The organism is Actinobaculum sp. 313 (genome assembly GCF_003073475.1).
In the GTDB taxonomy this organism is placed as follows: domain Bacteria; phylum Actinomycetota; class Actinomycetes; order Actinomycetales; family Actinomycetaceae; genus Asp313.
Genome location: NZ_CP029033.1, coordinates 410,735 through 436,293, shown reverse-complemented (window position 1 = coordinate 436,293; position 25,559 = coordinate 410,735). Strand labels below are relative to the sequence as shown.

31 protein-coding genes are annotated in these 25,559 nt (G+C 60.9%); 14 read left to right on the top strand and 17 right to left on the bottom strand.

The window, feature by feature from the left end; all coding sequences use genetic code 11:
• Positions 1 to 104 precede the first annotated feature (104 nt).
• Positions 105 to 236: a hypothetical protein gene (locus DDD63_RS13065; RefSeq protein ID WP_276308087.1), complete on the bottom strand. Its 132-nt coding sequence runs from the start codon at positions 234 to 236 to the stop codon at positions 105 to 107.
• Here DDD63_RS13065 and DDD63_RS01875 point away from each other — a divergent pair, their 5' ends adjacent.
• Complete coding sequence (locus DDD63_RS01875; protein WP_108714947.1) at positions 237 to 548, top strand: YgjV family protein; 312 nt, start codon at positions 237 to 239, stop codon at positions 546 to 548.
• Positions 549 to 618: 70 nt separating this feature from the next.
• Here DDD63_RS01875 and DDD63_RS01870 read toward each other — a convergent pair whose 3' ends face one another.
• The gene (locus tag DDD63_RS01870; RefSeq protein WP_240611330.1) at positions 619 to 1,224 is read right to left on the bottom strand and encodes an AAA family ATPase; all 606 of its coding nucleotides are present in this window, start codon (positions 1,222 to 1,224) and stop codon (positions 619 to 621) included.
• 543 nt (positions 1,225 to 1,767) lie between these two features.
• Positions 1,768 to 2,742, bottom strand: a complete 975-nt coding sequence (locus tag DDD63_RS01860; protein WP_240611329.1) for a helix-turn-helix domain-containing protein — start codon at positions 2,740 to 2,742, stop codon at positions 1,768 to 1,770.
• A gap of 486 nt (positions 2,743 to 3,228) precedes the next feature.
• On the opposite strand from DDD63_RS01860, the gene DDD63_RS01855 reads away from it, so the two are divergent.
• Positions 3,229 to 3,888 carry an isochorismatase family protein gene (locus DDD63_RS01855; RefSeq protein ID WP_108714945.1) on the top strand — a complete coding sequence of 220 codons (660 nt, stop codon included), beginning with the start codon at positions 3,229 to 3,231 and terminating at the stop codon, positions 3,886 to 3,888.
• Between the two features lie 30 nt (positions 3,889 to 3,918).
• Here the strand turns inward: DDD63_RS01855 and DDD63_RS12160 are convergent, their stop codons facing one another.
• From DDD63_RS12160 to DDD63_RS01830, 7 genes are all read right to left on the bottom strand, one after another.
• A complete protein-coding gene (locus tag DDD63_RS12160; protein ID WP_164505413.1) occupies positions 3,919 to 4,071 on the bottom strand; it encodes a hypothetical protein in 153 nt (50 codons plus the stop codon).
• A gap of 161 nt (positions 4,072 to 4,232) precedes the next feature.
• Positions 4,233 to 4,541 (bottom strand): DoxX family protein, encoded by a 309-nt coding sequence (locus DDD63_RS01850; RefSeq protein ID WP_240611451.1) that lies wholly within the window; start codon positions 4,539 to 4,541, stop codon positions 4,233 to 4,235.
• Complete coding sequence (locus tag DDD63_RS01845; protein ID WP_108714943.1) at positions 4,480 to 5,256, bottom strand: TetR/AcrR family transcriptional regulator; 777 nt, start codon at positions 5,254 to 5,256, stop codon at positions 4,480 to 4,482. The genes DDD63_RS01850 and DDD63_RS01845 overlap by 62 nt, the downstream gene beginning before the upstream one ends.
• Positions 5,257 to 6,014: 758 nt before the next feature.
• Positions 6,015 to 6,641, bottom strand: a complete 627-nt coding sequence (locus tag DDD63_RS01840) for a hypothetical protein (protein WP_108714942.1) — start codon at positions 6,639 to 6,641, stop codon at positions 6,015 to 6,017.
• A gap of 217 nt (positions 6,642 to 6,858) precedes the next feature.
• Positions 6,859 to 7,542, bottom strand: coding sequence for an ATP-binding cassette domain-containing protein (locus DDD63_RS01835; RefSeq protein ID WP_205647286.1), 684 nt, complete (start codon positions 7,540 to 7,542; stop codon positions 6,859 to 6,861).
• Positions 7,543 to 7,627: 85 nt separating this feature from the next.
• Positions 7,628 to 7,768 (bottom strand): hypothetical protein, encoded by a 141-nt coding sequence (locus DDD63_RS12155; RefSeq protein ID WP_164505411.1) that lies wholly within the window; start codon positions 7,766 to 7,768, stop codon positions 7,628 to 7,630.
• 177 nt (positions 7,769 to 7,945) lie between these two features.
• Positions 7,946 to 9,094, bottom strand: a complete 1,149-nt coding sequence (locus DDD63_RS01830) for a hypothetical protein (RefSeq protein ID WP_125482402.1) — start codon at positions 9,092 to 9,094, stop codon at positions 7,946 to 7,948.
• A gap of 724 nt (positions 9,095 to 9,818) precedes the next feature.
• On the opposite strand from DDD63_RS01830, the gene DDD63_RS01825 reads away from it, so the two are divergent.
• Positions 9,819 to 10,595 (top strand): SDR family NAD(P)-dependent oxidoreductase, encoded by a 777-nt coding sequence (locus tag DDD63_RS01825; RefSeq protein WP_108714939.1) that lies wholly within the window; start codon positions 9,819 to 9,821, stop codon positions 10,593 to 10,595.
• Between the two features lie 104 nt (positions 10,596 to 10,699).
• Here DDD63_RS01825 and DDD63_RS01820 read toward each other — a convergent pair whose 3' ends face one another.
• Positions 10,700 to 11,533 carry a hypothetical protein gene (locus tag DDD63_RS01820; protein WP_125482401.1) on the bottom strand — a complete coding sequence of 278 codons (834 nt, stop codon included), beginning with the start codon at positions 11,531 to 11,533 and terminating at the stop codon, positions 10,700 to 10,702.
• Positions 11,488 to 11,907 (bottom strand): ABC transporter permease, encoded by a 420-nt coding sequence (locus DDD63_RS01815; protein WP_108714937.1) that lies wholly within the window; start codon positions 11,905 to 11,907, stop codon positions 11,488 to 11,490. The genes DDD63_RS01820 and DDD63_RS01815 overlap by 46 nt, the downstream gene beginning before the upstream one ends.
• A 159-nt stretch (positions 11,908 to 12,066) precedes the next feature.
• Here DDD63_RS01815 and DDD63_RS01810 point away from each other — a divergent pair, with 159 nt between their 5' ends.
• Entirely contained in the window at positions 12,067 to 12,642 is a 576-nt protein-coding gene (locus DDD63_RS01810) for a TetR/AcrR family transcriptional regulator (protein ID WP_108714936.1), read from the top strand.
• Positions 12,643 to 12,792: 150 nt separating this feature from the next.
• On the opposite strand, the gene DDD63_RS01805 is transcribed toward DDD63_RS01810, so the two are convergent.
• On the bottom strand, positions 12,793 to 13,200 hold the full coding sequence (locus tag DDD63_RS01805) for an antitoxin (protein WP_108714935.1): 408 nt from the start codon (positions 13,198 to 13,200) through the stop codon (positions 12,793 to 12,795).
• Positions 13,197 to 13,667, bottom strand: coding sequence for an XRE family transcriptional regulator (locus DDD63_RS01800; protein ID WP_108714934.1), 471 nt, complete (start codon positions 13,665 to 13,667; stop codon positions 13,197 to 13,199). The genes DDD63_RS01805 and DDD63_RS01800 overlap by 4 nt, the downstream gene beginning before the upstream one ends.
• Before the next feature lie 272 nt (positions 13,668 to 13,939).
• Here DDD63_RS01800 and DDD63_RS12675 point away from each other — a divergent pair, with 272 nt between their 5' ends.
• The 4 genes from DDD63_RS12675 to DDD63_RS01785 are packed head-to-tail and all read left to right on the top strand — an operon-like array spanning position 13,940 to position 17,075.
• The gene (locus DDD63_RS12675; protein WP_240611328.1) at positions 13,940 to 14,272 is read left to right on the top strand and encodes a hypothetical protein; all 333 of its coding nucleotides are present in this window, start codon (positions 13,940 to 13,942) and stop codon (positions 14,270 to 14,272) included.
• Complete coding sequence (locus tag DDD63_RS01790) at positions 14,209 to 16,146, top strand: excinuclease ABC subunit UvrA (RefSeq protein ID WP_240611327.1); 1,938 nt, start codon at positions 14,209 to 14,211, stop codon at positions 16,144 to 16,146. Before DDD63_RS12675 ends, DDD63_RS01790 begins: the two co-directional genes overlap by 64 nt.
• Before the next feature lie 44 nt (positions 16,147 to 16,190).
• Entirely contained in the window at positions 16,191 to 16,469 is a 279-nt protein-coding gene (locus DDD63_RS12670) for a hypothetical protein (RefSeq protein ID WP_240611326.1), read from the top strand.
• Entirely contained in the window at positions 16,470 to 17,075 is a 606-nt protein-coding gene (locus DDD63_RS01785) for a hypothetical protein (RefSeq protein ID WP_108714932.1), read from the top strand.
• Positions 17,076 to 17,234: 159 nt separating this feature from the next.
• On the opposite strand, the gene DDD63_RS01780 is transcribed toward DDD63_RS01785, so the two are convergent.
• Together DDD63_RS01780 and DDD63_RS01775 are read right to left on the bottom strand one after the other, a co-directional pair.
• The gene (locus DDD63_RS01780) at positions 17,235 to 17,690 is read right to left on the bottom strand and encodes a GNAT family N-acetyltransferase (RefSeq protein ID WP_108714931.1); all 456 of its coding nucleotides are present in this window, start codon (positions 17,688 to 17,690) and stop codon (positions 17,235 to 17,237) included.
• The gene (locus DDD63_RS01775) at positions 17,687 to 18,067 is read right to left on the bottom strand and encodes a hypothetical protein (RefSeq protein ID WP_108714930.1); all 381 of its coding nucleotides are present in this window, start codon (positions 18,065 to 18,067) and stop codon (positions 17,687 to 17,689) included. Before DDD63_RS01775 ends, DDD63_RS01780 begins: the two co-directional genes overlap by 4 nt.
• Positions 18,068 to 18,452: 385 nt before the next feature.
• On the opposite strand from DDD63_RS01775, the gene DDD63_RS01770 reads away from it, so the two are divergent.
• The 5 genes from DDD63_RS01770 to DDD63_RS01755 are packed head-to-tail and all read left to right on the top strand — an operon-like array spanning position 18,453 to position 22,930.
• Positions 18,453 to 18,761, top strand: coding sequence for a hypothetical protein (locus tag DDD63_RS01770; protein ID WP_125482400.1), 309 nt, complete (start codon positions 18,453 to 18,455; stop codon positions 18,759 to 18,761).
• A 17-nt stretch (positions 18,762 to 18,778) separates the two neighbouring features.
• Positions 18,779 to 20,419 (top strand): alpha/beta hydrolase, encoded by a 1,641-nt coding sequence (locus tag DDD63_RS01765; protein ID WP_125482399.1) that lies wholly within the window; start codon positions 18,779 to 18,781, stop codon positions 20,417 to 20,419.
• A 4-nt stretch (positions 20,420 to 20,423) separates the two neighbouring features.
• The gene (locus DDD63_RS01760; RefSeq protein WP_108714927.1) at positions 20,424 to 20,993 is read left to right on the top strand and encodes an LppA family lipoprotein; all 570 of its coding nucleotides are present in this window, start codon (positions 20,424 to 20,426) and stop codon (positions 20,991 to 20,993) included.
• 37 nt (positions 20,994 to 21,030) lie between these two features.
• Entirely contained in the window at positions 21,031 to 21,495 is a 465-nt protein-coding gene (locus DDD63_RS11945) for a hypothetical protein (protein ID WP_125482398.1), read from the top strand.
• Positions 21,470 to 22,930, top strand: a complete 1,461-nt coding sequence (locus DDD63_RS01755) for an FAD-dependent oxidoreductase (protein WP_164505410.1) — start codon at positions 21,470 to 21,472, stop codon at positions 22,928 to 22,930. The genes DDD63_RS11945 and DDD63_RS01755 overlap by 26 nt, the downstream gene beginning before the upstream one ends.
• A gap of 63 nt (positions 22,931 to 22,993) precedes the next feature.
• Here DDD63_RS01755 and DDD63_RS01750 read toward each other — a convergent pair whose 3' ends face one another.
• On the bottom strand, positions 22,994 to 24,004 hold the full coding sequence (locus DDD63_RS01750; RefSeq protein ID WP_108714925.1) for an alpha/beta fold hydrolase: 1,011 nt from the start codon (positions 24,002 to 24,004) through the stop codon (positions 22,994 to 22,996).
• Positions 24,005 to 24,179: 175 nt separating this feature from the next.
• Between DDD63_RS01750 and DDD63_RS01745 the strand changes: the two genes are divergently transcribed.
• Entirely contained in the window at positions 24,180 to 24,902 is a 723-nt protein-coding gene (locus tag DDD63_RS01745) for a hypothetical protein (RefSeq protein WP_125482397.1), read from the top strand.
• Positions 24,903 to 25,559: the final 657 nt, after the last annotated feature.

Sequence of the window (25,559 nt, the reverse complement as noted above, 5' to 3'; positions counted from 1 at the left end):
CCCTACCCTCGATACCCACACTGACGACCCAACACCAACACCCCACCGATGAATCTGTCTTTTGACGCCAGAACCGGCGACCGGGCGCCGTCGTCAACGAATACTTACACCGTGGAGGACTCGCCCTGAATTTGCCCATATATCGTTGAACCGATATTCTGAAATGCCCCGGCAACGAGATATTCAGACTCGACCAGTGCACGCGCATTGACCGGCCGGGCATTCTTGGAGTTCATGTGGACACGCGCACAGTTCTTGAGATTATCGGATGGATCGGGTCTGGCCTGGTCGTTATCTCGCTGGTTGTTGCCAACCAATACACCTTCCGCTGGATGAATTTCAGTGGTTCGTTTATCGCCACGACGTACAACGCCATCCTCGGCGTTTGGCCCGCGGTTGGGATGAATGCGGCGATCGTGCTGATCGACGTGTACTGGCTGCTTCGCTTGCGTCGGCAAGAGGCGGAGAAGCAGGCGGCGGTTGAGACAACGCAGGAAGTCGACGCCGGTCGCGTTGATGCACCCGGTATCGAGCCTGCAGTGCAGTGACCAACACAGAGTCCGATGCTGGCGTCGCAGGCTCACTACCAGCAACGCGTTGCCTCATGGGAAACTACAACTAGACCCCACCTCCATCCCGTGGTTCCCGCGCTTCCTTGACTAGGCGTTCCTTATCGGCTGCACGCGCGCGGATCAGGGCTGCGGCGTGAGGCGGGCCAATTCGCGCAGTGTCTATGCGCAAATCGACCCCGTGCCATTGGTCGTATTCGCGGGTCGTGATGGCGTGCCAGTCGGGCAGTTCGAGGCCGGGAATATCGCTGGTTCGATGTTCGGCGCGAGCTTGGTGGAGTTCGGGGTCGGCGCAGTACAACTCGACTTCGAGGAGCTCCGCACGGGTGGAGCGGGCAACTGCGCGCCACGCCTCCCGGGTGAGTTCGATCGGGTTGACGCATTCGGCGAGAACATTGTTGCCGCTTCGCAGTAGATCGCGTGCGACGGCGTACCCGACGGCATAACCCGCTCCCTCGACGCCGCGTTCTCCCATCTCACCGCTGTCGCGCAGAGCTTGCTCGATCGTGTCGATGCGTAGATAAGCGAAGCCGCCGTCGTGAATAAGCTCGTGCGCAACCGTTGTTTTCCCAGTGGCGGGAAGGCCACCGAGGATAATGAGCAGGGGTTGTGTGGCACTACCACTTTCGTCAGCGAATATGGAAAGCTCACGCACCGACAGGACCTCCGATACAAAAGTTGCCGGGGGACATCCCCGGCACTTGGAGGTAGCACCTTGTCGGCACCACCAATATCTTTATACCAGGTCGCCGCGTTCCTGTAAGTAAAACAGCTCACATAGCAGGCACCTGGCCAAGTCGGCCGAAAGCTTGCCATCACCACCGTGAACGAGAAAGAACTAGAACCGGCCAAGCGTCGCGCGCAGTAGTTTCATCGGCCGCGTGTTCACTACCGGAATCGCCAAATCATGACCTGCGGCGGAAGCACTGTCCAAATCCCGTCCAAACGATGGGAGTGCGCGCGGAGCGATGGCAAGAATCCGCATGATTCCGCCATTCCTAAATTGGAAGTAATCCAGAGTGTGCGCGTTTGGACGGGATTTGGACAGATCGCCACTTCAGCCACGACATTTCTTCATTGGCACCATACAGCGCACCGGCAACGCCCGACACAACCACGTCATCCACACCGGCAACGCCCGACACAACCGCCTCATCCGCCTCGGCACCGCCCCACGCAACCAGCACCATCCACATCGCTACCGCCCACAACCAGAACCCGCTCCAACCATCCCTACCCGGCAAATCGCGCGCGGTACGCCGTCGGCGTGATCGAGTACTGGGTGACGGTTCTGCCGGAAGGTCACCGCACTAGCGAAGCCACAGGTGCGGGCTATTCTCTCCATGCTCCACGGCGTTGTTTCCAGCAGCCTGCGTGCCTCGTCCAACCTCTGCAGCAAGACCCAGCGCGCCGGCGTTGTACCCGTAGCCTCAGCAAAGCGCCGTGAGAAATTCCGGACGCTCATATGAGCATGCGCGGCAAGATCGCGTACGCTCAGCAGCTGGTCCAGATTGGTCAAGGCCCACTCCACAGTCGCACCAACCCCTTCGGGCTTATACGCGGGCACGGGACGATCCACGTACTGCGCTTGGTCACCATCTCGATGCGGGGCTATGACTGCCCGCCGCGCAATGGAACTCGCGGCCTCTACACCGATCTTTTTCCGCACGATATGTAGGCATGCATCCAGAGCGGCGGCGGTACCGGCCGAAGTCAGCACGTCTCCATGATCCACATACAGCGCATTCGCCATAACCTGAACCTTCGGGTAGCGACTCGTCAAGCTCTCCGCATGTAGCCAATGCGTTGTAGCACTGCGCCCGTCCAACAACCCGGTTGCCGCCAGCGGAAAAGCACCCAGACACAGTCCCGCAATCGTTCCACCGCGCCGATGCGCGCTTAGAACAACATGCCGCAAGTCCTCCCCGGGCTCCGGCAAGTCTCCCGGCCACGAGGGAAGGACTACCAGGTCGGCTCGCGCAGCCCACTCCGGGCCCCGCACCTCGTCGAACACGCCACCCTCCGCCGCGCGTACCGGGGCGCCGTCAGCAGTCCATATTCTGCACGTCCAATCCTGTGCCAGGCCCAGGCGGGTCACCTCGCCAAAAACCAGTAGCGTGGATGCAAGGTGGAACAGCGACATTCCCTCAAACGCATGGACCGCAATACGCATGATCGGCCCCTCCCGACCCATATGGCCCAATTTCATCGTAGATGGGCATTTCTGCCTCTCACTGTACCGCTTCCCGCGTGCGGACAATTGAGGCGATGACATTAGGAACAACTGCTAGCGCCGATATGCTCTCTCGGAGCCAGCTCAGAACGATCCCTTCGATGACCAGGGGCGGCATTCGCTACCCAAGTCGCAACGGCCACACCAGATTCGACGCATCGGGATCGGATCGGTCGCGTCGAGGATCGATCAACAACCATCAAGCCAGATTTCTAGCATCTGCACGGCGGTCCTCACAGTCGCGCCCAATTTGCGAGTCAGGCCCTATTTGCTCCGCGAACAAGTCCCAATTCGCTCCGCAAGCAAGACCCGATTCGCTACGCAAGCAAGACCCGATTCGCTACGCAAGCAAGACCCGATTCGCTACGCAAGCAAGACCCGATTCGCTGCGCAAGTCAGCCCCTATTCACTATGAAGGAGACACACATGACCACGCCCCGGCGAGCACTCGTCGTCGACGTCCAGCGCGAATACTTCGACGGCCCACTCCAGATTCAATATCCACCGGTGGATGCTGCGCTCGACGCGATCATCGCAACAATCACAACCGCCCGGGAGTCCGGCCTCCCCGTTGCACTAATCCAACACGAGAACCCTGCTGGGTCCGCAGCATTCGCGGCAGGTTCGCGCGGGCAGCAGCTTCATCCGCGCGTGGCAGCGCTGGGCAAGTTCTCGGCGCCATCAGAGAGTCGAGACCTTCCCATTTTCACGAAGAACAGGGCGAGCATCTTCAGTTCACCCGAGTTCGTTGAATGGCTTGCGCACTGGAACGTGGACGCGGTGACGCTAGTCGGATTCATGACGAACAACTGCCTGCTGGCGAGCGCCGCCGCGGGAGAAACGGCGGGCATCGCAATCGAGGTCTTGCGTGACGCCAGCGGTGCGATCAGTCTGGCGAACGACGTCGGCGCGGTGCCGGCTCAGCGGCTGCACGAGGATCTTATGGTCCTTCTCCACTCCAACTGGGCCGCTGTATCCGACACACACAGGTGGGCACGTGCCGTTACGGAGTCACTTCCGCTGACGAAAAGCAATCTCATCGCATCGGCGAGCTCCAATCAGCCAGACGGTGGTAGGCGCCGTTGAACTAAGTGTCTGTCGACGACGATCGCCCAGTCACTGGTTGATATCGATGTCCCTGGTTGGCATCCAGCCCTCCGCAAGTCCCAGCCAACGGCTTCCTAGAATCGCCGTCGTGCCGCCGGTAATCACGTAGAGCAGAGCGTTGCCGATCCCACCGACCAGCAAGGGCACCCGCGGTGAGATCACGCGACCTCCAAACCGCGGCACCCAACGCGGCACACGTTCTCCCCACCGCAAGTAGAGTCCCAGGCACAGACTCGCTGCCGTCCTCGACGGAGCCGCTCGAGTTGCTAAAGATCTAAGTCAGGCACGCACATCGTCCGCAGAGCATATGGACGACCCACTCATCACACCAGGCCTACTACTAGGACGATAAGCGCAAGCAATAACATGCCCATGCAGTTCACCCAGAATTCTTTGCCCGTAAACCGAGCGCGGATGTGGGCCGCTGCGGCACAGCCGAAATAGGCAAGCGCCCCAACATTCGCGGCGGCAGCCACGCCCGGCACCCAAAGCCCGACGATGAGTCCGATAGCCGCCGTCACCTTCACGACAACCAACACCCACCACCATTGGCGGGGAAAGCCAACACCATCAAGGCAGCGTTGCATGAACGTGGGCGGTCGGAGCGACAGAACCGCATCGCCCAGCAGCACCACCGCCAGTACGATCACGAGCCAAGGAACGTGCGGCAACAGAATCACGACTCGCACCTCCCGGCATTACGCCCATAAAGCCCTGCCAACCCTCCCGAAGTCTGGCACGCAATGCAGCACGGTCCATACCCGGCGTCGCCGCCCATTCGAACAGCGCGCCAACGTATGCGAGATACGCACCTACCGCAAGCTGCTCGGCTTGCGCCGGCGGGCACTGCAACAAGCGTGCAAATACGGCCTCGAACTCACCGATGAGCAGTTCCTGTAACTCTCCGAAGATCTGCGACGCATGCCGCCCCACGAGGAGGACAGCCCCATACGCCCGGGCCATTTCTTGGTGTTCGGCAAAGAGATCGATGAAGGGGCCGACGGTGGCTAGTAGCTTTTCGAGTGCAGCATTCCTATCGACGGCGGACGCAGACCCGCTCCCCAGCCCAATCTGCCCAACCTGCCCGGACAGAGAACCGCTGCCCTCTTGCGTATCCTCCGCACCTGCCGCCCGCTCTTCATGAAACTCTCTGATGCGGTCTTCGAAGGCCTCAACGAGCAACTCATCCTTATCGCCGACCGACATCACAGTCCCCACGCTGACACCAGCACCTGCGGCAATATCACGAACTGTGGTCCGGGCGTACCCCTTCTGTTCAAACAAAACGCGCGCCTCACCAACAACCTTTCTTCTGGTTGCGGCACGTGAATCAGCACGACTCGACATTGCGCCCTCCAGCCTGACGCGGCATCACACCCTCCAACCTGAACACGTTCACTGAACATGTTCAGTCAAAGCATTGCACAGCTTCCCAGCGAGCGCAAGAGAACAACCCCGCGCAAAATGATCGCGGCCGCGCCATGGCGCATCCAGCGGCCAGTCGGGCTAGGGCGGTCTATCCGTACGCCGTTCACGCAGGCAACCCCAGCGCCGAACGCCCTCCCTCCCGGCACTGGCAATCACGGTTGGGGGATAGTCGCCGCTACCGAATAGTCCACTGCAACTTCCCCCACGTGCAACCGGGGCCGCTTCGCCGCCAACCTGTCCCGATACGCTAGGGCAGCTTCCCCACACGTGCAGTCCGGTCCCTCACTTGACCGGCTAGACACTGACGCGCTGCACAGCTTCCACGCACGTGCAATCACGGTAGCCACACCATCTGCGGCGCCTGCCGCGCAACTCCGGGTCCGCGCCACACACCTCGACCATGCTCCCTGTCCAAATCCCGTCCAAACGGCGCTAATCTGGATTGATTCATATTAGAGAGTGGCGGAATCATGCGGATTTTGACCAGCACTCCGGTCAGCTCCCTTCCATTTGGACGGGATTTGGACAATCTACACACGCATCATGTCGATCCGACCCGCCGACGCCAGCGCAAACCGACACCAGCGCACCCCAGCTGACACCAGCGCCGCTTCACTCCACGGCCATGCTAGATCTGTGCCGGCGTCGTTTGTGCCCGCCTCGCATCTACCTCACATCTAGACGAGCACCGGCGCGTGCATCCGTGCCCGGGTCACAATCCCCGGATGCGTGAACAGTGCGAGCGCTCCGGCGATCACCACCAGTACCGCCGTCGTCACCACCGTCACCGGATTGATCGTTAATAGCACCGTCCACCAATTCGGCTCGAAGAACCGCTGGTAAGGAAAGGCCACCTGACTGAAAAACGCCAACATCGGAATCACCCAATACACCGGGCCTGAGAACAGGTAGGCGGAAATAATGCACAGTGCTTGGAAAAACAGCGTTCCCGCCAGGAATACGAGGGCATCGCGTGCTTCAATGACCCCGTCAATCGCAAGCAGATTCACGACGGCGATCAGGCAGGCCAGGCATATCAGCTGTGCCACGCAGACCCCTGCCAGCACAAGCGCTCGGCCTCGCTTGGCGCGAGGCCCGGCAAGGTCCTCCATCCCCGACCCTCTTCCCGCCGCGCAGGTCCCCGCCAGCACGCCTAAGAACACGGGCAGAACACGGGTCAGCGGTATCTCCCGCACGCCGTTCGCCGGTGGCAAGCCATACGACGTCGGGAAGATCAGAAGGAATCCCAGCGTGAGTACAGCGCTCCATATCAGCACCTGCAGGATGCGCCGATTTTTCATCATTAGCCTCAACGTCCGCACCACCCCATCACTCGCAATTACCAGGCCTTCACCAGAGACAGCCGCAAACGCCACACCTGGTGACCTAAAGGTGGCAAGGCGCCGACATCGGTCGCATCCCCGCCACCCCATCTTGTAGCATCACAAGCATCCACCCTCCGCTGCAGCAATCCGCCTCACCGCGCATAATCGCCGTTCAGTAGCCTTCGGTAGACGGCTTCTAGCCCTCCACAGATAGGCTCTCCTTCGCGCGCAGCATCTCCGCGGTTCCCTCATAGGAGATTCTTCCCTCGTTGAGAACGATCAGATGATCAGCGATGGCAGCGAGGTCTTCAATCAGGTGGGTGGAGAGGATGATCGTCGACCGTGCGGCTACATCGCTGAGTACGGCTCGTAGCTCGAAGCGCTGCCCTGGGTCAAGGCCGGCAGTCGGCTCGTCCAGCACGATCAGCGACGGTTCGCCCGCTATAGCCGCGGCAATCCCCACCCGCTGCCGCATACCGCCGGAGAGTTCCCGCATCCGGCTCGAGGCGCGGTCCGCTAGGTCCACTCGTGCAAGGGCGTTTCGAGCCTCATCAGCGATTCTCGCCGAGGGGTACTCACGCATCCACAGCGCATAAGAGACAAAATCGAGAGCCGAAAAAGCCTCGTCGTAGGAGAATCCCTGTGGCAAGTAGCCGAGCTTCCTACGAAACTCGCGGATAGCTGCTCGGCTATCTATAGCCACACCGCCGGAACGTAGTTCACCGGCACGAGGTTTGAGTAGGGTCACCAGGGTACGCAGGAGAGTCGTCTTGCCAGCACCGTTAGGACCGAGCAGTCCCGTTGTCCCGTTGCCGGGAACATCGAAGCAGAGATCGTGCAGCACCTCGCGTTTCCCGTAGCCCTGACACAACCCGTGCACCGCAAATGCTGGGACGGCCCCGCTGCATATGCTGGTGGCACTCGCACGGAGTCCGACTCTGCCGCAACTTCCGTCAACGGAACTTCTATGGCCCGCTCCTCGGTAGGCAGTTCAACCACACCATATGCGTCAGCAGGTTGCTGCGCGCCAGCAGCCCCGGTGCCGCCGCGCCGGTCAGCTCCTGCGGGCCAACCGCTTGCGAATCCTCTGACATGCGCTCAGGCATTCTTACTCCACTTCCTGGCACTCAATGGCCACGTATCCAAGGATTTGCGGACTACCCGGTATCCTGATTGATCGCCGCCTTTCAAAATGGCGGCATATCCAGTTAGTCGCGGCTCATTGGCCATCCTGCACGACGACGTGCACCGCCGACAGAGTGTCAACATCAAAAACTCACGCATTACATCCCCACCTCGAACTCACAGGTGTTCGCATAGGTGCCGATCTTCTCGCGCAACCAGGTGAGCTGGGCATCCTCGGGCAGCTCCGCTAACCGTTCGGTCAGCGCAAATCGGCGTTCGTCTTCGTCCGGGCTGTCGACCGTGTAGCCGCGATAGTCGATGTCACCGTATATGTAGTTGCCGATAATGCCGCTGAGATTCATGTAGCCTGTCGATGCGCCCCGTTCGTCTTGCTGCGGACATTCCCAATAGGCAGCATTCTCAATCATGCCGTAGCCCGCCTGCCAGTTCGGGTTCTTACCACCAGTGGCCTGCAGTACGATACTGTCCTCATACCCATACCTTGTATTCAACGAACCCAACGGCAGTGCCGGTTCAAAGAACAAGGTGGGTGGCGCATCGTACTGCGTTCCGGTGATGATCTGCCGCCACCGGCGTGCCTGCTCCTTCAAATTGGGAAGCTTGTACGCGTCTTCTTTCCACACGCACACCATGTCAATCCCCTGTTGCTCGCAGACATGGTTCTCACCATCCGCGCGCTCGGTAGTTGCGATATCAATGGGGCCGAGAAACCGGGCGAGGATGACGATCGCCGCGATCCCCGCAATACTTGTCGTCTGCGCTTTGCGGGCAGAGGAATCACGCGCATGCTGCAGGCCGATTAGCACACCGACGGCGAGCAGGCCCACAATCAACAGCAACAGGAACGCGTCCAGTGGGAAGGCATACCAGGTGTTGATTTCGACCGCCGATGAGACCAGGTACGCACCGAGGAAGAGGCCGAGCACGAAGGCAAGAGCCGGTGGGATGAACCTTCCCGGCGCAACAGCAGCCGTGACCATACCGACCACGTACACAAGCGCCAGATAGAGCAGGGTAAACGCCCCGACCAGAACGACGAGCCGCCCGTGGACGCCCTGCAGGCTCCCATAGCCCAACAGAACAGCCGCGTAAACCAGGTAAGGGAGAAAGGCGACGAACAGTATGTCCAGCACCCCACGGAATACGGCCACTGCGACAGAAGAGCGCGCCGACACCGCCCACACCGCATTGCGGCGAGCCTCTGCTCGGCGCGTGGCAAGATATGCGCCCTCCGCGGCGAGGACCCCACCCATGTAGACCGCTGGCACGAAAAGACACCCGGACACCCCATTCCACGATTGCCCCAGTACGCCCATAAAGCTGCCGCGGCCAGCAACCACAAGCTCATATTGACAGCGAAGAAAGTGAAGCGTAGCCGTGGCTCGAGCAGGTAGGAATGGCGTTTCATCCGCCAACACCCCTTTCGGTTCCGCCTCGCCCCGTTTTGGGCATCCCCATACTACCGCATAACCCGCACGGACCGTGGTCACGCCTTGGGTGGGTGAGGTGGCTTCCCTCCTGTAGGTGGGCGCCTGCTGAAACGATGGCACAACGCTTAGGCACCCACACAAAAGTCGGGGCCGCGCAGATCGGGGGCCGCCGCACCAGGTTGCACGTACCAGGTTTGGTACGTGCACACCGCACAACACATAGAAGCACCGCTGTGTCAGCAGTCCACCAGCACACGCATCGCATCGCACCGCAACGCCCCATTACTTTGTTGGGGGTCCCCTGGGATCCCTGCCACTCTGTTGGGAAGCCACGTTGCTTCGTTGGGGGGCCGCCGCAAACGCTCGCTCATGTGCGCGATGAGCTGACGAATTAGCACCCCGCGCACCAACGCTGCATTGTATCCTGAAGCTGCGATGCGCTTTCGCCTCGAATTCTCCAGGCTAAAAGCCGCGATAACCAGCTCGTTTACCAGCGGGCACGAACAACTACATATCACGCATTTTCTTCACTTCTAGAACCATTGCCCGAATGCCGGGCCTCTACGCAAAGGAGCCATCAATGACCAGCCTCTTCAATATCCAAGGTAAGAACGCCGTCGTCGTCGGAGCGAGTTCTGGGCTCGGCGCCGACGCCGCCCGTGCCTACGCCGCCGCGGGAGCCAACGTCGCACTGCTCGCACGCAGGGTGGATCGCCTGGAAGCCTTGAAAACCGAACTTGAAGACCACGGAGTCTCCGTTATCGCCGTCGGCTGCGACGTCACTGATGAAGCGAGCTGCAAAAACGCTATCGACGCCGTCGCCGCACAGTTCCCAACCATCGACATTCTGCTAAATAATGCCGGAGTGGCGGTGCGTGGCAGCGTCGAAACGTTGAGCGACGAGGACTGGGACAAAGCGCTGAACACCAACGTTAAAGGCATCGCACACGTCTCCAAGTATGTTCTGCCACGTATGAAGGAAGCAGGATACGGCCGCGTTATCAATATTGCCTCGGTGAACGCCGTGATCGCAGATAAGGCAGACGTATTCATCCGCCATTCCTACAATGCCTCGAAGGCGGCCGTCATCGGCCTGACCAAAGGCATGGCCGCGTCCTATGCACGCTACGGCATTACGGTCAACGCCCTCGGCCCCGGCCTATTCTCCTCCGAAATGACGGCGGAGACGCTTTTCAAGTCGCAGGAGTTCCTGGCGGCATACAACGCACAGAATCCGGCGGGCCGCCCCGGCGCCTCCGGCGAACTCAACGGCCCAATCCTCTTCTTCTCCTCCGATGCTTGCAGTTACGTACAAGGCCAGTTTGTGACCGTCGACGGCGGCATTACCATCGTGTAGCGGCTGCGCCAACGATAGCGCAATTGCACGTAAATTGATGGCCCGGTGGTCGGCTCTCAAAGCCTGCCACCGGGCCAAACGTGTGTTATGAGTCGGGCAGTCGGTTATGCATCAAACGCTTGCCCGCTCTCCGCTGCCAGCGCCTGTTCGTGGATACGCTCCGATACCGCACCATTGCCCCCAGATGCTGCACCATTATTACGCTCGGATACCGCATCATTGCCCTCAGACGCCGCACCATCGGCATTCCGCTCGCCTCGGCCCATAAACGCCGCCGCAGCAAGCAGTGCGAGACCAACACAGCAGATCACGGCCAGCTGCGTGGCTCCCAAAGGCCACGCACCCGCACCCATATAAGCGATATCGCGCAGGCCGTTGCCAATGAAATGCTGCGGCGCCCACGGATACACCCAGCTCTGCCAGAAGGAGGGCATCATCTCCACGGGCAACGCACCACATGGCATTCCCAACGCGAAGATACACAGGGCTACAAGCACACCAAGAAGCACCAGTATGTCAAAGGCCCCCACAAGCAAAGTCATAATGGCGGCGCTTGCCAGCCAGAAGAACACAATTCCCGCAGCCGATAGGCTAAATCCGCCCACTGCCGTCACAATGACCCAGACCGTCAACCCGATCACCGCCGAAGTAACCAGCAGCGTAGCTAGTTGCACCGCCACCTGCCGACGGCGCTCAGCTCCCACAGTCCCTTTGACCGGTGCCACAATGAACGCCACGATGACCGATGCCACGAGCGAGAGCATCACCAGCGGCATGACTGCAAGTTGTTGGCTGAGCAATGGGTTCGTATTCGCGGTTGATGCCCCGGCGTGAAGTACCTGTACCTGAGCCTCGATCCCCTGCTCGCCAAATAGGGATGGGATACTCGCACTCATCTGCGTGGCCACCAGCGGGCTCTTAGCATTATCGATAAGCACCTGGACACTGGCAGCTCCTCCCCGCCTGCGGCCTCCAACTGCTTAACCGTGAAATCTGCCGGAATCACCACGGCGCCGTAGTACTCATTGTTCTCCATGGCGGCGTCGAGTTCTGCCTGCGAGTCGACGATGGTCCACTCAATCGCCTCATTTGGCGCGTTCACGAGCCCCTGCACCATCTGCTGCCCGGCGTTGACTTCGCCAGTGGGAGCAGTTGCCCCCTCGTCAAGATTGAGGACGGCAAAGGGGAGATCCCGCGGCTCCATATGGGTCATGGGGTAGAAAACAAGCGAAAGGACACATCCGAGTAACAACGCGGCAAGCGTTGGCAAAACGAAACGGCGCTTTCCTAACCTCTCGGCAACGGCGCTCATAGCAACTCCTTACAAAACACTGCACAGCGGATAGCTGTGGTCGCGGAGCCGACCTGCGGTGATATTCCCAGGTTCCGGCGTTGACACATGTAGAATATAGGCCACAGTGGCTAATTTAAACGGCCACAATTCACCCGAAGTGGCTAATTTAGGAGAGATATGGGGCGACCACGCTACGCACCGGGAGACCCGCACGGCCCAGAGCGCTTCATCAACGCATTCTGGCAGGTACTCGCACGCAAGCCGTACGAACGGATGTCCGTGCGCGACGTCGTCGCCGCAGCAGAGATGAACAAGAACTCCTTTTACTACCATTTCACAAGCTTGGACGACCTCGCGGAAAGCGCAGTGGCCGACCTGCCACTCCACAACATCAAGCAGGCTTTCCTTACTGAAGAGCCGCCCCGAACGGTAGCTTCACGTACTTTATCCACCGACGACGGCGAAGAACGCCTTCGCCGTGTCCGCCTTCTTGCCAGCCGCAACGGTACCGCTCTGACGCCTCTCCTGGAGCAATTCCTCGTGGCGGCGTGGTCGCACGACGAAGAGGGCCATACCGCCGCGCTGAGCGCGGATGACGAGATCGCTCTGAACTTCGTCATTGGCGGCATGCTCACAATCCATCGCCGCACCAACGACGACGACGCCATACCCGCGTTACTCAACTTCCTTGGCAGTGCATTGGGGCAGGCGTGTGTTGCCCGCCTCCGGCACATTGGCGAAGCCTCGGCGTGACTGCAAACCACGCGCCAGTCCTCCGACTCTAGCCCGCCACCCACAACATCGAAGAGGGCCGGCGGCGGAGGCGCGCCCGTCGAAGGTATCGGTCAGGGCCCACTCGATCAAAGGCAGCCAGACAGAACCCGCACGGCCAGGGCCTACCGGTCAAGAGGCCCCGGTTGCTTCACCCGCCCCGGTCAAACGGTCCAGAATTCGTGGCACGCGGTGCGTCACTGCAAGCCAGAACAGGTCATCATTCATAGACCGGTAGCCCGTGTGGGCAGCGATATTCCGCGTAGTGCTGATCGCTTGACGCTCCTCGCGGGTGACGTCCGTCAAATACGACGCGAATTCAGGGCGCTCGAAGAGTGCCGCTAAACGAATGATCACCATGGATGCAATGTCATAAGCGTCCGAGCCGTCATGAAACGCATCCCGCGAGGTTGCCGCAACTGCCTGCACACGTCGGCGGATCGCCTGTAACTCCCGCATCAGGTTCTCACGGTCATGGCTGGCTCCGGCCGCGCGACGTTGGCGCGGGGCGAACCGCCGGACCTCTCCGTCGCCACTCATAACGGCACCGCCTCGCGGAGGGCGTCCTTCAGTACCTCGGGGACATTCGTGTCAGCCACTGCCTCGACTGGGAATCCCGTGAGCGCCTCGACCTCGGCAACGAATCGGGCAAGATCGAAGAGGTCGGTACTGGGCGCGGGCGTGACAAACAGGTCAATGTCAGAATTATAGGTGTCTTCGCCACGCAGTGCCGAACCGAAAACACGGAGGTTAGACAGTCCGTACACTCGGGCACGAGCGATGATTTCATCAGCATGGGTGGCAAGCGGAATTGACGGGCGGTAGTCAGCTGCGCGCAAGATGCGTTCTAGCATCTCGTCAGATACCGGGCGCTTACCTGACTCCATCTGCGCCAGGCTCGGCTGCCGCAAACCGGCACGCTCAGCCAACCGAGCTTGAGTCAGACCGGCATCACGCCGCGCGGCTCGGATGATCTGAGGGGCAGCGCCCGTGTCAAAACGCCTCACAACCACATTCTATAGCACAAGTGCTATAGAAGCAGCGGCTTCATCATTGACGCGCCGCCGGGTCCGCAAACCGGCACGCTCGGCCAGCCGAACCTGAGTCAGACCGGCATCTCCCCCGCACGGCGACAACGGTAAACCTGGCGATGGAACGTGCGAAGCTACCGCCATCGCAGCAGCGGTCGTAGACTCTACGGTGGCGCGTGAGGAAACGTCACTCTGCACGCCCCATGGGCGCATGAACATGCGCCATAGCCGCATGAGAAAGAAACGTCATGTCAGAAACTCCCCCGCCCTCCACCATCAGCGTGCGCGGCGCACGGGTCCATAACCTGAAGAACCTGGACGTCGAGGTACCGCTGGGGAAACTAGTCACGGTTGCCGGCGTATCCGGCTCGGGCAAGTCCTCACTGGCGCTTGGCGTGCTCTACGCCGAGGGCGCCCGGCGTTACCTGGAATCGCTCTCCACTTACACGCGACGGCGCCTCACTCAGGCTGCGCGCCCGGATGTGGACGAGGTCCTCCACGTCCGGCGGCTCTCGCCTTGCATCAACGTCCGCCCGTTCCCGGGGTGCGCTCCACCTTCGGCACCTCCACCGAGGTGCTGAACTCGCTACGCCTGGCCTACTCCCGGCTCGGTCACCACATGTGCCCCAACGGCCACGAAAACCCGCCCACCATCGACGTCGCCCTCGATCTCGCCTTGCACTGCACCACCTGCGGCGTCGAATTCACTCCACCCAGCGCGGAATCCTTCGCCTTCAACTCCGAAGGCGCCTGCCCCCGCTGCGAGGGAACCGGAATCGTGCGCACGGTGGACGAATCCACCTTGGTACCCAACGAGTCACTCTCCATCGATGAGGGCGCCGTCGCCCCGTGGCAAAACCTCATGTGGTCGCTCATGAAAGATCTCGCCCGTGAGATGGGTGTGCGCACAAACGTGCCCTTCCGCGAGCTCACGCCCGATGAGCGGGAGATCGTCTTCCACGGCCCCGCGGAGAAGAAACACATCTTCTACGTGAACGAAAAGTCCAATATCGCCACCGAGATGGACTTTACTTACTACAGCGCGGTTCATACCGTGGAGAACGCCCTCTCCAAGGTGAAGGATGAGAAGGGTATGAAGCGCGTGGAGAAATTCCTGCACGAGGCCGACTGCCCCGAGTGTCACGGCACCCGTCTCTCAGAGCTTGCCCGCTCCACAACAGTGCGCGGAATCGGACTGGACGAAGCATGCATGTTGCCGCTGGCCGATCTGCTGGAATGGGTAGCGGGCATTCCGGCCACCATGCCGGATGATCTGGTAGCAATGGCACGGCAGATCGTCGACGAGCTGACTGTGACCGCACGCCGTCTACTCGATCTGGGGCTCGGATACCTGAGCCTGGATCGCGCCTCGGCAACGCTGTCCACCGGAGAACGCCAGCGCGTCCAGCTGGCTCGCGCCGTACGCAACCGCACCACCGGAGTCCTCTACGTTCTCGACGAACCGAGTATCGGCCTGCATCCGGCCAATCTCACCGGCCTGACCGGCGTGGTGCGCGACCTGCTGGCAGATGGCAACTCCGTGCTCGTCGTCGACCATGACGTCGCTTTGTTGCGGGAAGCGGATTGGCTCATAGAAATAGGCCCCGGATCGGGGCAAGCCGGCGGCAACATCGTCATCAACGCGCCTCTTTCGGACGCGATCACAAACCCTGCCAGCGGCATCGCGCCGTTCATCACCGGGCAGGCTGACGTTCATAGCCGGAAGACGGCCGATTCCGCAGAGATATTCGAACATGGCACCATACGTTTGGAAACCGCCCCGATCCACACGGTCCATGCCCTGGACGTCGCCATCCCCGAACAGCGGCTCACCACCGTCACCGGAGTATCCGGCTCCGGGAAAACGACTCTGGTATTGGAATCCCTGGTGCCGGCGCTACGCTCGCTTGCCGACAGTGCGCCACTGCCCAGACCCGCCACATCGATCAGCACCGGCGAGGCGCAGCGTGTAGTCGTCGTCGACTCCTCGCCTATCGGCAGCAATGTCCGTTCCACGGTTGCCACATATTCCGGAGTCATGGATGAGCTGCGCCGCGTGTACGCGCGCATCCCGCAGGCGCGAGAGACCGGACTGAAAGCCGGGGACTTCTCCTACAACACCGGCTCGCTGCGCTGCGCGCACTGCGACGGCACCGGGCAGATCGTCCTCGACGTCCAGTTCCTGCCCGACGTCGATATTGTCTGCACCGAATGCGGCGGGTCTCGTTATGGCGAGCAGGCTCGCGCGATCCGCCGGGTTCCGCGCGGTGGGTCCGACGACGACGCCCTGTCCCTGCCCGATGTACTGGCGCTCACCGTCGAACAAGCGGAGGAAGCGTGCGCGGATTTGCCGAAAGTGCGTCGTCACTTGCATTTGCTCGCCGAACTTGGGCTCGGCTACCTCACCCTTGGCGAGGCGACGACGGCCCTCTCCGGGGCGAGGCACAGCGGCTAAAGCTATCTGCAGACCTGGGGCGCGACCAGCACGGCACGGTTTTCGTGCTCGACGAGCCGAGTATTGGCCTGCATCCGCTGGATGTGCGCGTGCTGCTGGGCGTGCTGGATCGCCTCGTGCAGCAGGGGGCGAGTGTGGTGGTGATCGAGCATGACCTGGATATGATCGCTAATGCCGACTGGGTCATCGATATGGGGCCGGGTGGCGGCGAGGCGGGTGGCCGTGTGGTCGCCAGTGGCACGCCGGAGCAGATCGCATCCGATCCGGCATCGATTACGGGGCGCTATCTAGCGGAACACTTGAACCAGAGCGGTGGGCACTGAATGCCAACAGAGTTTCACACCTTCTCTTGCAGGTATCGTCTTGGCGTCGTTGACCTGCCTCCCGGAGGACAACCCGACTACGAGCTCGGCAAAGATTTCGGTTCCTATATGGAGACCTATCTGGTGGAACCAGGTGACGCACCCAGGCCAGACCATGCCTCATACACTCTCGGCATCCACTCCCCAACACCGGGGATACCTACCTGCAGCGGCGCGTACCCCTCGCCGCACCCGTGGATCGCCTGCATCGTCGCCCGTGGTACGGCCTTCCTCGGTGATGTGCGCGATCCGAAATCATTCACAGAGGTTGCGCAGGCGCGCCACGACGTCGTCGACGTGCTAGAAGTACCGGACCCGCAGCTACTACTGCTCATTACTGACTTGAACATTGTGGCAATATCTTCAACCGGTGTCGCTTGGGCCACCCAGCGCCTAGCGCTCGACGGATTCGACGTCGCGAGGAAAGCGGACGAGGGCTGGATCGCGTGCACGCCGAAGCACGAGCCGAACAGCGGGGTCTTATTGGTTAATTTGGAGGATGGACGGGTCGTCGGCCCGGACGACGCCACAGATGCGAGTGGGAGTGCCTCCAATCGACCGGAATAACTTCGACATAGCCACGGTCTTCCTCCGCGAGCATGGCAGGAATCCTGGCATCTAGGACGGCCTCCTTTCTTGAGGACTTCACGAAGAATCGGGCGACGACGCTTATACTCGCGGCCGCCGTCGCGCCACTATTGCTCGACGCCGATGCGAAGCCCCTGCTCAAGCGGAAGCAGTCAGCCGGTACACCAGCTCATCCGAGCCATGATTGATCTGGCCGGTGGCAACAAAACCCAGCTTCTCGTACACATGCCGCGCCCGCGTGTGCGAAGGATCGCAGTCGCAGGCAACGACGTCGAACTTGTCCGTCATTCGCCGCGCCCGCTCCAGAACCAGGCGTATCGCCGCACTTCCATACCCCTTGCACGCGTGCTCTTCCGGAAACATGATCCGCCAGATGCGCAGCGTCCGCTCAGACGTATCCTCGTCGAGCAGCAGGAATCCCACTGGAGTTTCGCCATCATAGATCGCGTAGGGGAACACGTCGCCGTTATCGCGATACAGCCACGCCTGCGCAAGCGAGTACGCATTTGAGGCGACGTAATTCTCTCCCTCAGGACGCTTCATCCCGACGACGGCGGGAAAGTTCTCCTCGGTGATGTCCCTGAGTTCAATCAAATATGACTCCCCCGCATCCCGTAATAGAGCACCGGATCAGTAGGGTCGTGCTGCGCCCGGCTGGTTCCATTGAGCAAGAGCGGTCCTCCGACCAACAGACCTATTCCGATAAGCCCTATGAGCAAAGAGAGTATCCAAGCGGCGCCCGTCGGGCTGAGAATCTGCATCGCCATTCCCACAGCAAGCGTCGTTCTGCTGGCCTGCACGGCACCCCATGCGGCAAGCACCGCGCCGACGGTGGCGACGGCGGCAAAGGGCAAGAGAGCGGGGATAACCCCTTCATAGAATATTGCGACCCAGACTCCATATGCGGCGCTTGCGCTTGCTACCATCGCGCCGCTTATTCTGAGTATCTTGCGAAATACGGTATCGGCCATGATTCCTCCTTGTGGGAAGTTTGTCAGTTATCGAAGTCGGGATATGGTGATCCCTGCCTCAATTCTGCCAGAGCCCGAGCGTTGGCGAAAGCACCTACGCCAACGGCAGCCGTCCCATGTTCGCACCACTTCCAGCGCCTATGGCTGTGCTGGAGGGAAAAACCCGCAGGAATCGTCGCCCCGGCACACCTGATGCTCGCCAGTGCACCTGTATCGCAACACTTGCACAAGAACCGTACACGACTTACGCTAACGGAAATTGCCGTGGAACGGCTCCTGTTTCGTCAGTGGTGCGAGCTTCACGAGTTGAAGTACTGCCGGTGCTGGGGGCAGGGCCACGGTTTCGGAGAATGACAGCAGTCCTATGACGGCAAAGGAGCAGAAGGTGTCGGAGTTGAGGGTGGTTTCGTCTAGTGTGGAGGAGGCGGCTTCGGTGGCGGGGAACGCGCGGGATGAGGCGGTGACGGTCAAGCTTGGTGACGTGCTGGACGCTGTGGGGTCAGCCATGCCGGGTGGGAATGCTGCAGGCTCGGCGTCGGTTGTGGCCGGGTCGGTGGACGCGACGGCCGGGAAGCTCTCGGAGGCCTTGGGCGGGTATCAGGACGCACTGAACAGAGCACTGGCCTCGTATACGGCAACCGACCAGCGCACCGACGTGGACTTCACGGCTTTCGACGCACTGGTCAACGAATAAGACAAGGTGGTGTGGTCGTGATCTGGGAAGACGTGCTGGGATGGAAAGAGGACGCGTTAGACCTGGCGATAGATGCGTTAATCCGAATCCGCAAACGCGCCTACACCGTCGGCGAGTACATCCAGAGCATTGACGTCACTTCCGGCTGGTCAGGTGCCGGAGCAACCGCCGCACAAGAACGACGCGATAGTTTAGAAGACTCATCCGAACTAGTCCTCGGCTTAATCGGTGACCTGATCAGCGGGCTATCCACCGCCCAGCACGGCGTGGCCGAAGTACGCCTCTCGGTGAGCGAGGCCCTGTCACGGGCAGGTTTCTTTGGTTTCGACATATCGGCGTCCGGGAACGTGAGTGATCCGACTCCGGCTTGTTGGTTGGATATTGACGAGAAACTAGAACGCGAGGCGGCCCTGAATGCCGCGCAGAGAAATGTACGCGACGCGTTAGACAAGGCAGCAGACGTGGATGCGGCGTTGAAGGCGGTGTTCGATGCGGTGGGCCAGGGCAAGGCCTCCCAGGTGGAGGACCTCTCGGACACGCCAGGCCTGGCGGATTCGCCACCGGTGGGCGCCTCCACGCAGGAGGTGGCGGCATGGTGGGACGCACTCACCGACGAGGAACGCCAGCGCATGATCCGGGAGTATCCACGCCAGTTGGGCAACCTGGATGGTATTGATGCCTGGGCACGCAATGAAGCCAACCAGCACAACCTAGACGAGGACCTGACCGCCGTCGAGCAGCGTATTGCAGAATTGGAGGGACAGCTCAACTACAAGGAACCAAAGCCAGGGGAGCCCAGCGATAATATTTCCTACCAGGATCCGGCGCTCGTGACCGAACTCCAAGACTTGGAACGCCAACGCGACGACATACTGTCCATCAAAGACGCCCTCGCGCAGGGTAGCCACACTCAGCTTTTGCTCTATGAACCCGCCACCGGCGGCCCGGGCAACGAACTGACCCACGCCGCCATCGCGGTCGGCAACGTGGACACCGCCGACTATGTCGCCACCTACGTCCCCGGCATGACCACCACCGTCGAAGACATGCCCGGACTGACGAAGGACATGCAGAATCTGCGAAGGATCGCCAATGGAAATACAGACGGTGAGTCTGTTGCGACGGTGGCGTGGATGGGGTATGACGCTCCACCGGATGTGCCGGCTGCGGCAGGTCTTGGCCGGGCGGAGACCGGTGGAGACTCGCTGGCCGCGTTCGTGGAGGGCATTGAGGACTCCCGCAACGTGGACGGCACCGGGTCAGGGGTCTATCAGACCGTGCTCGGGCATTCCTACGGGTCAACCACCTCGAGTTACGGTGTGGCGCAGGCCCGGCCGGGTGTGGTGGACGGGTATGCCGTGTTCGGTTCCCCCGGAGTATTCCACGGATCCTGGGACATGAACGTCCCCGAAGATAACCGCTACGTGCTGCGCTTTGACAACGATCCGATGGGGTGGGGCAACGCGATTGTCTCTGGTAGTGATGGTGTCCCGCCCGGCAGCGGCGCACTGGGTAAGGATCCCTACTACGATGACGGCTTCACCCACCTGAACCCAAAAGACGCCAACACGACGGTTACCGGGCACTCCGGCTACCTGGTCAATAACAGTAAGGCACAAGAGCAGCTCGCCAACGTCGTGGTCGGGACAGCCGGATAACACCATGCCAGCACGAAGACTCGTTAAACGCCTGACAGGGCTGCTAGTAGTAGCCCTGCTGGTACTCAGCGGGTGTGCACTACTCGGAGAAAACACCATGTATGAGCGGTCCTTTGATGATGGGAACCTCCCCTTCTACCAGCGCACCGACGTGGAAACCGCCCACACCGGGCTGACCAGCGCCCTACAACGCGTCCGCAACCGCATCGATGCCGAATACGGACCACAAAACTGGACCGACATCGAGACACTCGACGAGGTCGGATTCGGATACTGCGAGGACGGCGCAGACAAAGGAAAGTACGACCTCCGGACACAGGGCCGGGCATTTGGTCTTCCGATAGAGGACTTCCCACACTTACGAGACATCGTGATCGAAGAGCTGGAACCACTCGGATTCACCGAGGTAGTCGACATCTCCGAAGAAAAGCGTGGCTTCGTAAACATCTTCAACACCGAGGACGGCGGCTACGTCACTGTCATGACATCCACCTCCGGCAAAACTCTCTCATTGAGCTACACCACCGGCTGCCGTCCCGAAACCAGCGACTCGAGCACATCCCCGTCGCACTGATCCACCTCCGGTCATCACTATGTGCAGAGGGGTTCAGATGCGAACACGACTGTCACCGGGCACTCCGGCTACCTGGTCAATAACAGCCACGCACAAGAACAACTCGCCAACGTCGTGGCCGGGACAGCCGTATAACACCATGCGCATACGACGACCCATCGAACATCTGACCAGGCTACTACTAGCAGCCCTGCTGGTACTCAGCGGGTGTGCACTACTAGGAGGAAACAGCATGCACGAGCGGCCCTGCTACGACGGGAACCTGCCCTTCCACCAGCGCACCGACGTGCAAACCGCCCACACCGAAACCGCCCAGCCCTCAACAATGTGTGCTACTCCTGAAAGTACTCATGATCGAGCCTTGACCGGTAGTCGAGTCTCCGATACGGTCGGCTTGTTAGATCCCCGGTCGAGCCTCTTGCTTGACACAGGCAACGCAGAAATGGCCAGAGCCTTTACTACCCGCGGAGATGTTAATGGCGCAGCGTCGATCCTCTGGTAGCAGCAGCACGGCAATCGTCGTCGGCGCCGGAATCAGCGGCCTCACCGCCGCCTGGCGGCTACAGTCCGCTGGTATCGACGTCGTCGTTGTAGACAAAGCAGCGCGACCCGGAGGCAGGTTCCATTCCATTACCGTCAACGGTTGCACGATGGAAGCAGGCGCCAATTTCGTGACCGACGCCTACCGGATTATCCCGAAGCTTGCCGCCGCCGTGAATCTCAAGTTGGAGCATCTCAGCAGCGGCAGCGCAATTGCCATTGACGGCCAGATTCGAGCATTTCGAGCCAGCTTGCCGCCGTCTGCGGTGCGAGCCGGCATCCTCTCCCTGCGCGACGCCGGCGCGGCGGTTCCCGGACTGGCACGTTTTGGCACGCGCTACCGCCGCAACGGCACATTCGATCCCTTGAACTGGCTAGCGCTCGACGCGGTCCCGGCCACCGAATGGGCAGAGGAACTAGGGCTTCATGCCATGTTGGAACGTGCATGGCGCCCCGCTTACCACGGCTTCTACTTCCAAGACACACAAGCGAGCTCTGCCGCAGCAGTAGCGGCCATGGCGCAACACGGCCTGCGCCAGCACACCCTTACCATCCGCGGCGGTCTGTCCACCTTGACTGATGCACTCGCCGCTCGGTTGGAGGTACACACCGGGGTCACCGTTACCGAAATAGCGCAGGCCGCATCGGAGGTCCTTGTTCGCACGGATCGCGGTGACTACCGGGCCGACGCCGTCGTCGTCGCCGTCCCCGGACCTCACGCAGACGGAATTATGGCGCTCGATCACTACGAAACGGCCGTGACACAGGTACCTTATAGCAGCGGTTTGCTGGTGGGCCTAGGACTGGGGCGGCGTGTAGGCCGGCCGGAATTGCAAGGAGCTTACGGCGTCCTCGCGCACCCGGATACCGGGCCATTCGCCGCACTATGTGTGGCCAGCCGCGCCGGTCACGTCCCGGATTCCGGTTCTTCCGGCGGTTCGCGCGACGTCATCACCTGCATGTTCTCCGATTCGCAAGCGCACGTGCTGGCCGCCCAAACAGATGCGAAGATCATTGCCGCCGCACGGCACAGTCTCTTGGCGTGGGAACCGACACTCCGGGATGCCTTTGTGGATGACGATTCGGGCGACGCCGCACCCTCCAACACAGCGCCCTCCAACACAGCGCACTCCAACACAACGCCCTCCGACAGGGCACCCTCCCACATGGCGCCCTCCAACGCGGTGATCCGAATCCCGTACGCCATGCCAACCAGCCCGCCCGGACGTCTTTCCCACATCGCGGCTTATCGCCGCCATGCATACGGGCGCCGCGTCATTCTGGCCGGCGACTCCCTGGCGTGGCCGTGGTCAGATTCTGCGGCCTTTACCGGGATGTGGGCGTCGAACACTGCTCGCCGGTGCGTTGCGGAAGTAGCGTGCCACCTCGAAGGTTAGACAACGTCCTTCGCATCGCGGCGGCATACCTGCCCGTCCAACAGCGGGATGAGTCGTACCCGCCTACCGCAAGAAATCCAGCGCGTACTGTTTGGCCGTGCCTTCCTCGGACCCGTAGAAACCATGCCCGGCGCCCTCCAGCATGTGTAGCTGTGAATCCGGGTAGGCGGCGTCGGCGCGCTCGGCATAGGCGGGTGGTACCACCACGTCAGCAGTCCCCTGGATGATGAGCACCGGATTCGGATAGCTGCGCGCATCCGCCTCAAAGTCCCAATCCCACACGTCTTCGCCGTAGACACGCCCCAAGGTCATCCACCCGAACATAGAGAAGGTTTCGGGCAGGTCACTGCGAGACGGATAACTCTCACGCACGACGTCGGGGATGACGAACGCGGGATAGAGAAGCACAAGTTTGTCGACGTCGTCGGGCCGCCGCGCGGCAACGACGGCGCAGGCCGCCCCGCCCTGGCTCTCCCCCATCAGGTAGAGATTCTCCTGGTCAAAGAACTCCCATCCGGTGGCGGCGGCCATAATGGCCTCGATATCGTCGGCCTCCGTCATCACGCTCATCTCGGTGGTCTCGCCGTCGCTGCGGCTCATGGTGCTACCGCCACGGAAATCCGGGGTATAGGCGGCGATGCCGTGGCTGGCGAGGAAGCGCGCATACTCGCCGACCGACTCATGCGTGATCCCCAACCCGTGAGAAATGATGACAAGAGGAACCGGGGTATCCGTATCGGGCAGGTAGGCAACGCCGTAAATGGACTGGTCACCAATGGGGACGGTGATCTCGCGCGTGCTCACCTTGTAGGAGCCATCTGAAGCATCCACCGGTGTGCTTGAATCCGCCGCGTTGTCCGACGGCGTCTCCGCTCCCACGCTTGGAGCCCCGGAACCGGATACGCTCGGATCCTGCGGTCCGGAGGGGGTAGTGCCATCGTTGCTACATGCGCTGAGCACCCCGAGCGCGAGCGCCAGGCCGGTCAAAGCCGCCAACAGGCGGAAACGCCGCGGCACACGTGGCGTCGCTCGCGGCACGCCCAAAGGACTATTCGCATACTTCAGCTTCATCATCCACTATTCAAGCGCAGCGCCAGGCACGACTTCTAGCCGTCCCTCCACCCTTCGCGCAAAGCGGAGTGCACCTGATCCGAAACCTCGCGGCATGGTGTGCTCATCGTGTTGCACCGTGCACTCATCGTGTTGCACCGTGAAAGAATGAATCACAGCCGATGAAGAAAGCACTCTTATGAGCAGAGATATGGATCCCCAAGAACGCAAGCAGCGTATCGAGTTCCTCATCGCTGAGCGCCGGGTCGCCCCCTTCCGGGAAGAACTGCGCGCCATCCTCAAGCGGTTTGCGGCGCCGGGCTGTCCCAGCGTCGAGAATGTGCTTCTCACTTCAGGCACAGAGAGCACCGCTCACTCGCTATCGGAGCAGTTCGCCGAAACCATTCGACAGCTCGATGCTCGCGCGCGCTCAGAGCAGGTTCTCAGCCCCTCCTCGAATCCACGCGGTGCAGACCACTGCGGCTTACCCAGTGGTGAGACTCCTCAACCATGCGACGACGCCAACCCGATCTCGACCAGCGCGACAGATCCTCTGCCTCGCCATTCGACTAGTCCGAATAAGCATCCCGTAATCTCCACGGCGAACTCGACGTGGCTGCGCAACCTGCCGCTGGAAGATGCCTGCCTTCGCGTAATAGATCATTTGAAATGTCAGCATCACAGTGCAGGCACCATTGACGGATACGATGTGCTATGCGGCAGCGAACCACATCTCGGCGTCATACGAATGCACACAGCGCCGAGTTGGGAACTAGTGAGGGCGCTATGCGAGTTCGACCGGCAGATCTTGTTCATCGCCGAGCGCAGCAGCACAGCGACCACACTGATTGCGGTCATTGATATTCTTTGGGAGGAGTGGGCTCCCGGTGCCGTGTTCTGCGATGTCACGCTTGTGCATTAAAACGCGGGTGTCACCGGAGGCCAAGATGTCCGTTGTCTTTCATGATGGCATCGATGAATCAGCCACCGCGTACAGAAGTTGTCGCGGCTCTAGACGCTAGGGATGGCAACGAGTTGGACTCTTCAGACGTCAGCGCAGCATCGCACGTCCGAGCACACGTCCGCACGCCGAAGAAGTCCACATGAACGAAGTCCTCTTATACATAGCCGAACACCTCGGATTCCTTTGGGACCAGAACGTTGAATCGAACGACTACAGGATCACCCATTCAATCAGTGCCCCGGGAAGTGGCTGCATTGTCATAACGTCGTCGCGCGTATGACGCCGGATTAGTGGCCGACTCTTCGGGCACAAGCCGGACTCTCATGAGGTAAGCGCGAGCCGTGCCAGAAGCGCCTCACAGCACGCCCACATCCAGCACTCTCGCCGCATGGACCGAAGTCTCTGGCAGAAGTGCTGACCAGCCACGACTGTACAGGCCGAAACGACACCGTTTGTTGCCACGCATTGCGCCATTTCAGGTCTTCAGGTACTAGTTGAACTACTAACCTGGCAGTGTTAGGGCCTCAAGTACACCTTGGCCGTGGTGCGTACTTGGCAGAAGGGAGCTATGGGGTGAGCGCACCGGTCCCGTTCCGTCCACAAATGGGACCGACG

Excerpts from the sequence above, each read along its gene's own strand:
- DDD63_RS12155 (WP_164505411.1), bottom strand. The coding sequence starts at position 7,768 with ATGCCTGAGCGCATGTCAGAGGATTCGCAAGCGGTTGGCCCGCAGGAG.
- DDD63_RS01860 (WP_240611329.1), bottom strand. The coding sequence starts at position 2,742 with ATGCGTATTGCGGTCCATGCGTTTGAGGGAATGTCGCTGTTCCACCTT.
- DDD63_RS01825 (WP_108714939.1), top strand. The coding sequence starts at position 9,819 with ATGACCAGCCTCTTCAATATCCAAGGTAAGAACGCCGTCGTCGTCGGA.
- DDD63_RS01785 (WP_108714932.1), top strand. The coding sequence starts at position 16,470 with ATGCCAACAGAGTTTCACACCTTCTCTTGCAGGTATCGTCTTGGCGTC.
- DDD63_RS13065 (WP_276308087.1), bottom strand. The coding sequence starts at position 236 with ATGAACTCCAAGAATGCCCGGCCGGTCAATGCGCGTGCACTGGTCGAG.
- DDD63_RS12675 (WP_240611328.1), top strand. The coding sequence starts at position 13,940 with ATGTCAGAAACTCCCCCGCCCTCCACCATCAGCGTGCGCGGCGCACGG.
- DDD63_RS01760 (WP_108714927.1), top strand. The coding sequence starts at position 20,424 with ATGCCAGCACGAAGACTCGTTAAACGCCTGACAGGGCTGCTAGTAGTA.
- DDD63_RS11945 (WP_125482398.1), top strand. The coding sequence starts at position 21,031 with ATGCGAACACGACTGTCACCGGGCACTCCGGCTACCTGGTCAATAACA.
- DDD63_RS01840 (WP_108714942.1), bottom strand. The coding sequence starts at position 6,641 with ATGATGAAAAATCGGCGCATCCTGCAGGTGCTGATATGGAGCGCTGTA.
- DDD63_RS01845 (WP_108714943.1), bottom strand. The coding sequence starts at position 5,256 with ATGTCGAGTCGTGCTGATTCACGTGCCGCAACCAGAAGAAAGGTTGTT.
- DDD63_RS01755 (WP_164505410.1), top strand. The coding sequence starts at position 21,470 with ATGGCGCAGCGTCGATCCTCTGGTAGCAGCAGCACGGCAATCGTCGTC.
- DDD63_RS01855 (WP_108714945.1), top strand. The coding sequence starts at position 3,229 with ATGACCACGCCCCGGCGAGCACTCGTCGTCGACGTCCAGCGCGAATAC.
- DDD63_RS01815 (WP_108714937.1), bottom strand. The coding sequence starts at position 11,907 with ATGAGCGCCGTTGCCGAGAGGTTAGGAAAGCGCCGTTTCGTTTTGCCA.
- DDD63_RS01750 (WP_108714925.1), bottom strand. The coding sequence starts at position 24,004 with ATGATGAAGCTGAAGTATGCGAATAGTCCTTTGGGCGTGCCGCGAGCG.
- DDD63_RS01805 (WP_108714935.1), bottom strand. The coding sequence starts at position 13,200 with ATGAGTGGCGACGGAGAGGTCCGGCGGTTCGCCCCGCGCCAACGTCGC.
- DDD63_RS01745 (WP_125482397.1), top strand. The coding sequence starts at position 24,180 with ATGAGCAGAGATATGGATCCCCAAGAACGCAAGCAGCGTATCGAGTTC.
- DDD63_RS01810 (WP_108714936.1), top strand. The coding sequence starts at position 12,067 with ATGGGGCGACCACGCTACGCACCGGGAGACCCGCACGGCCCAGAGCGC.
- DDD63_RS01775 (WP_108714930.1), bottom strand. The coding sequence starts at position 18,067 with ATGGCCGATACCGTATTTCGCAAGATACTCAGAATAAGCGGCGCGATG.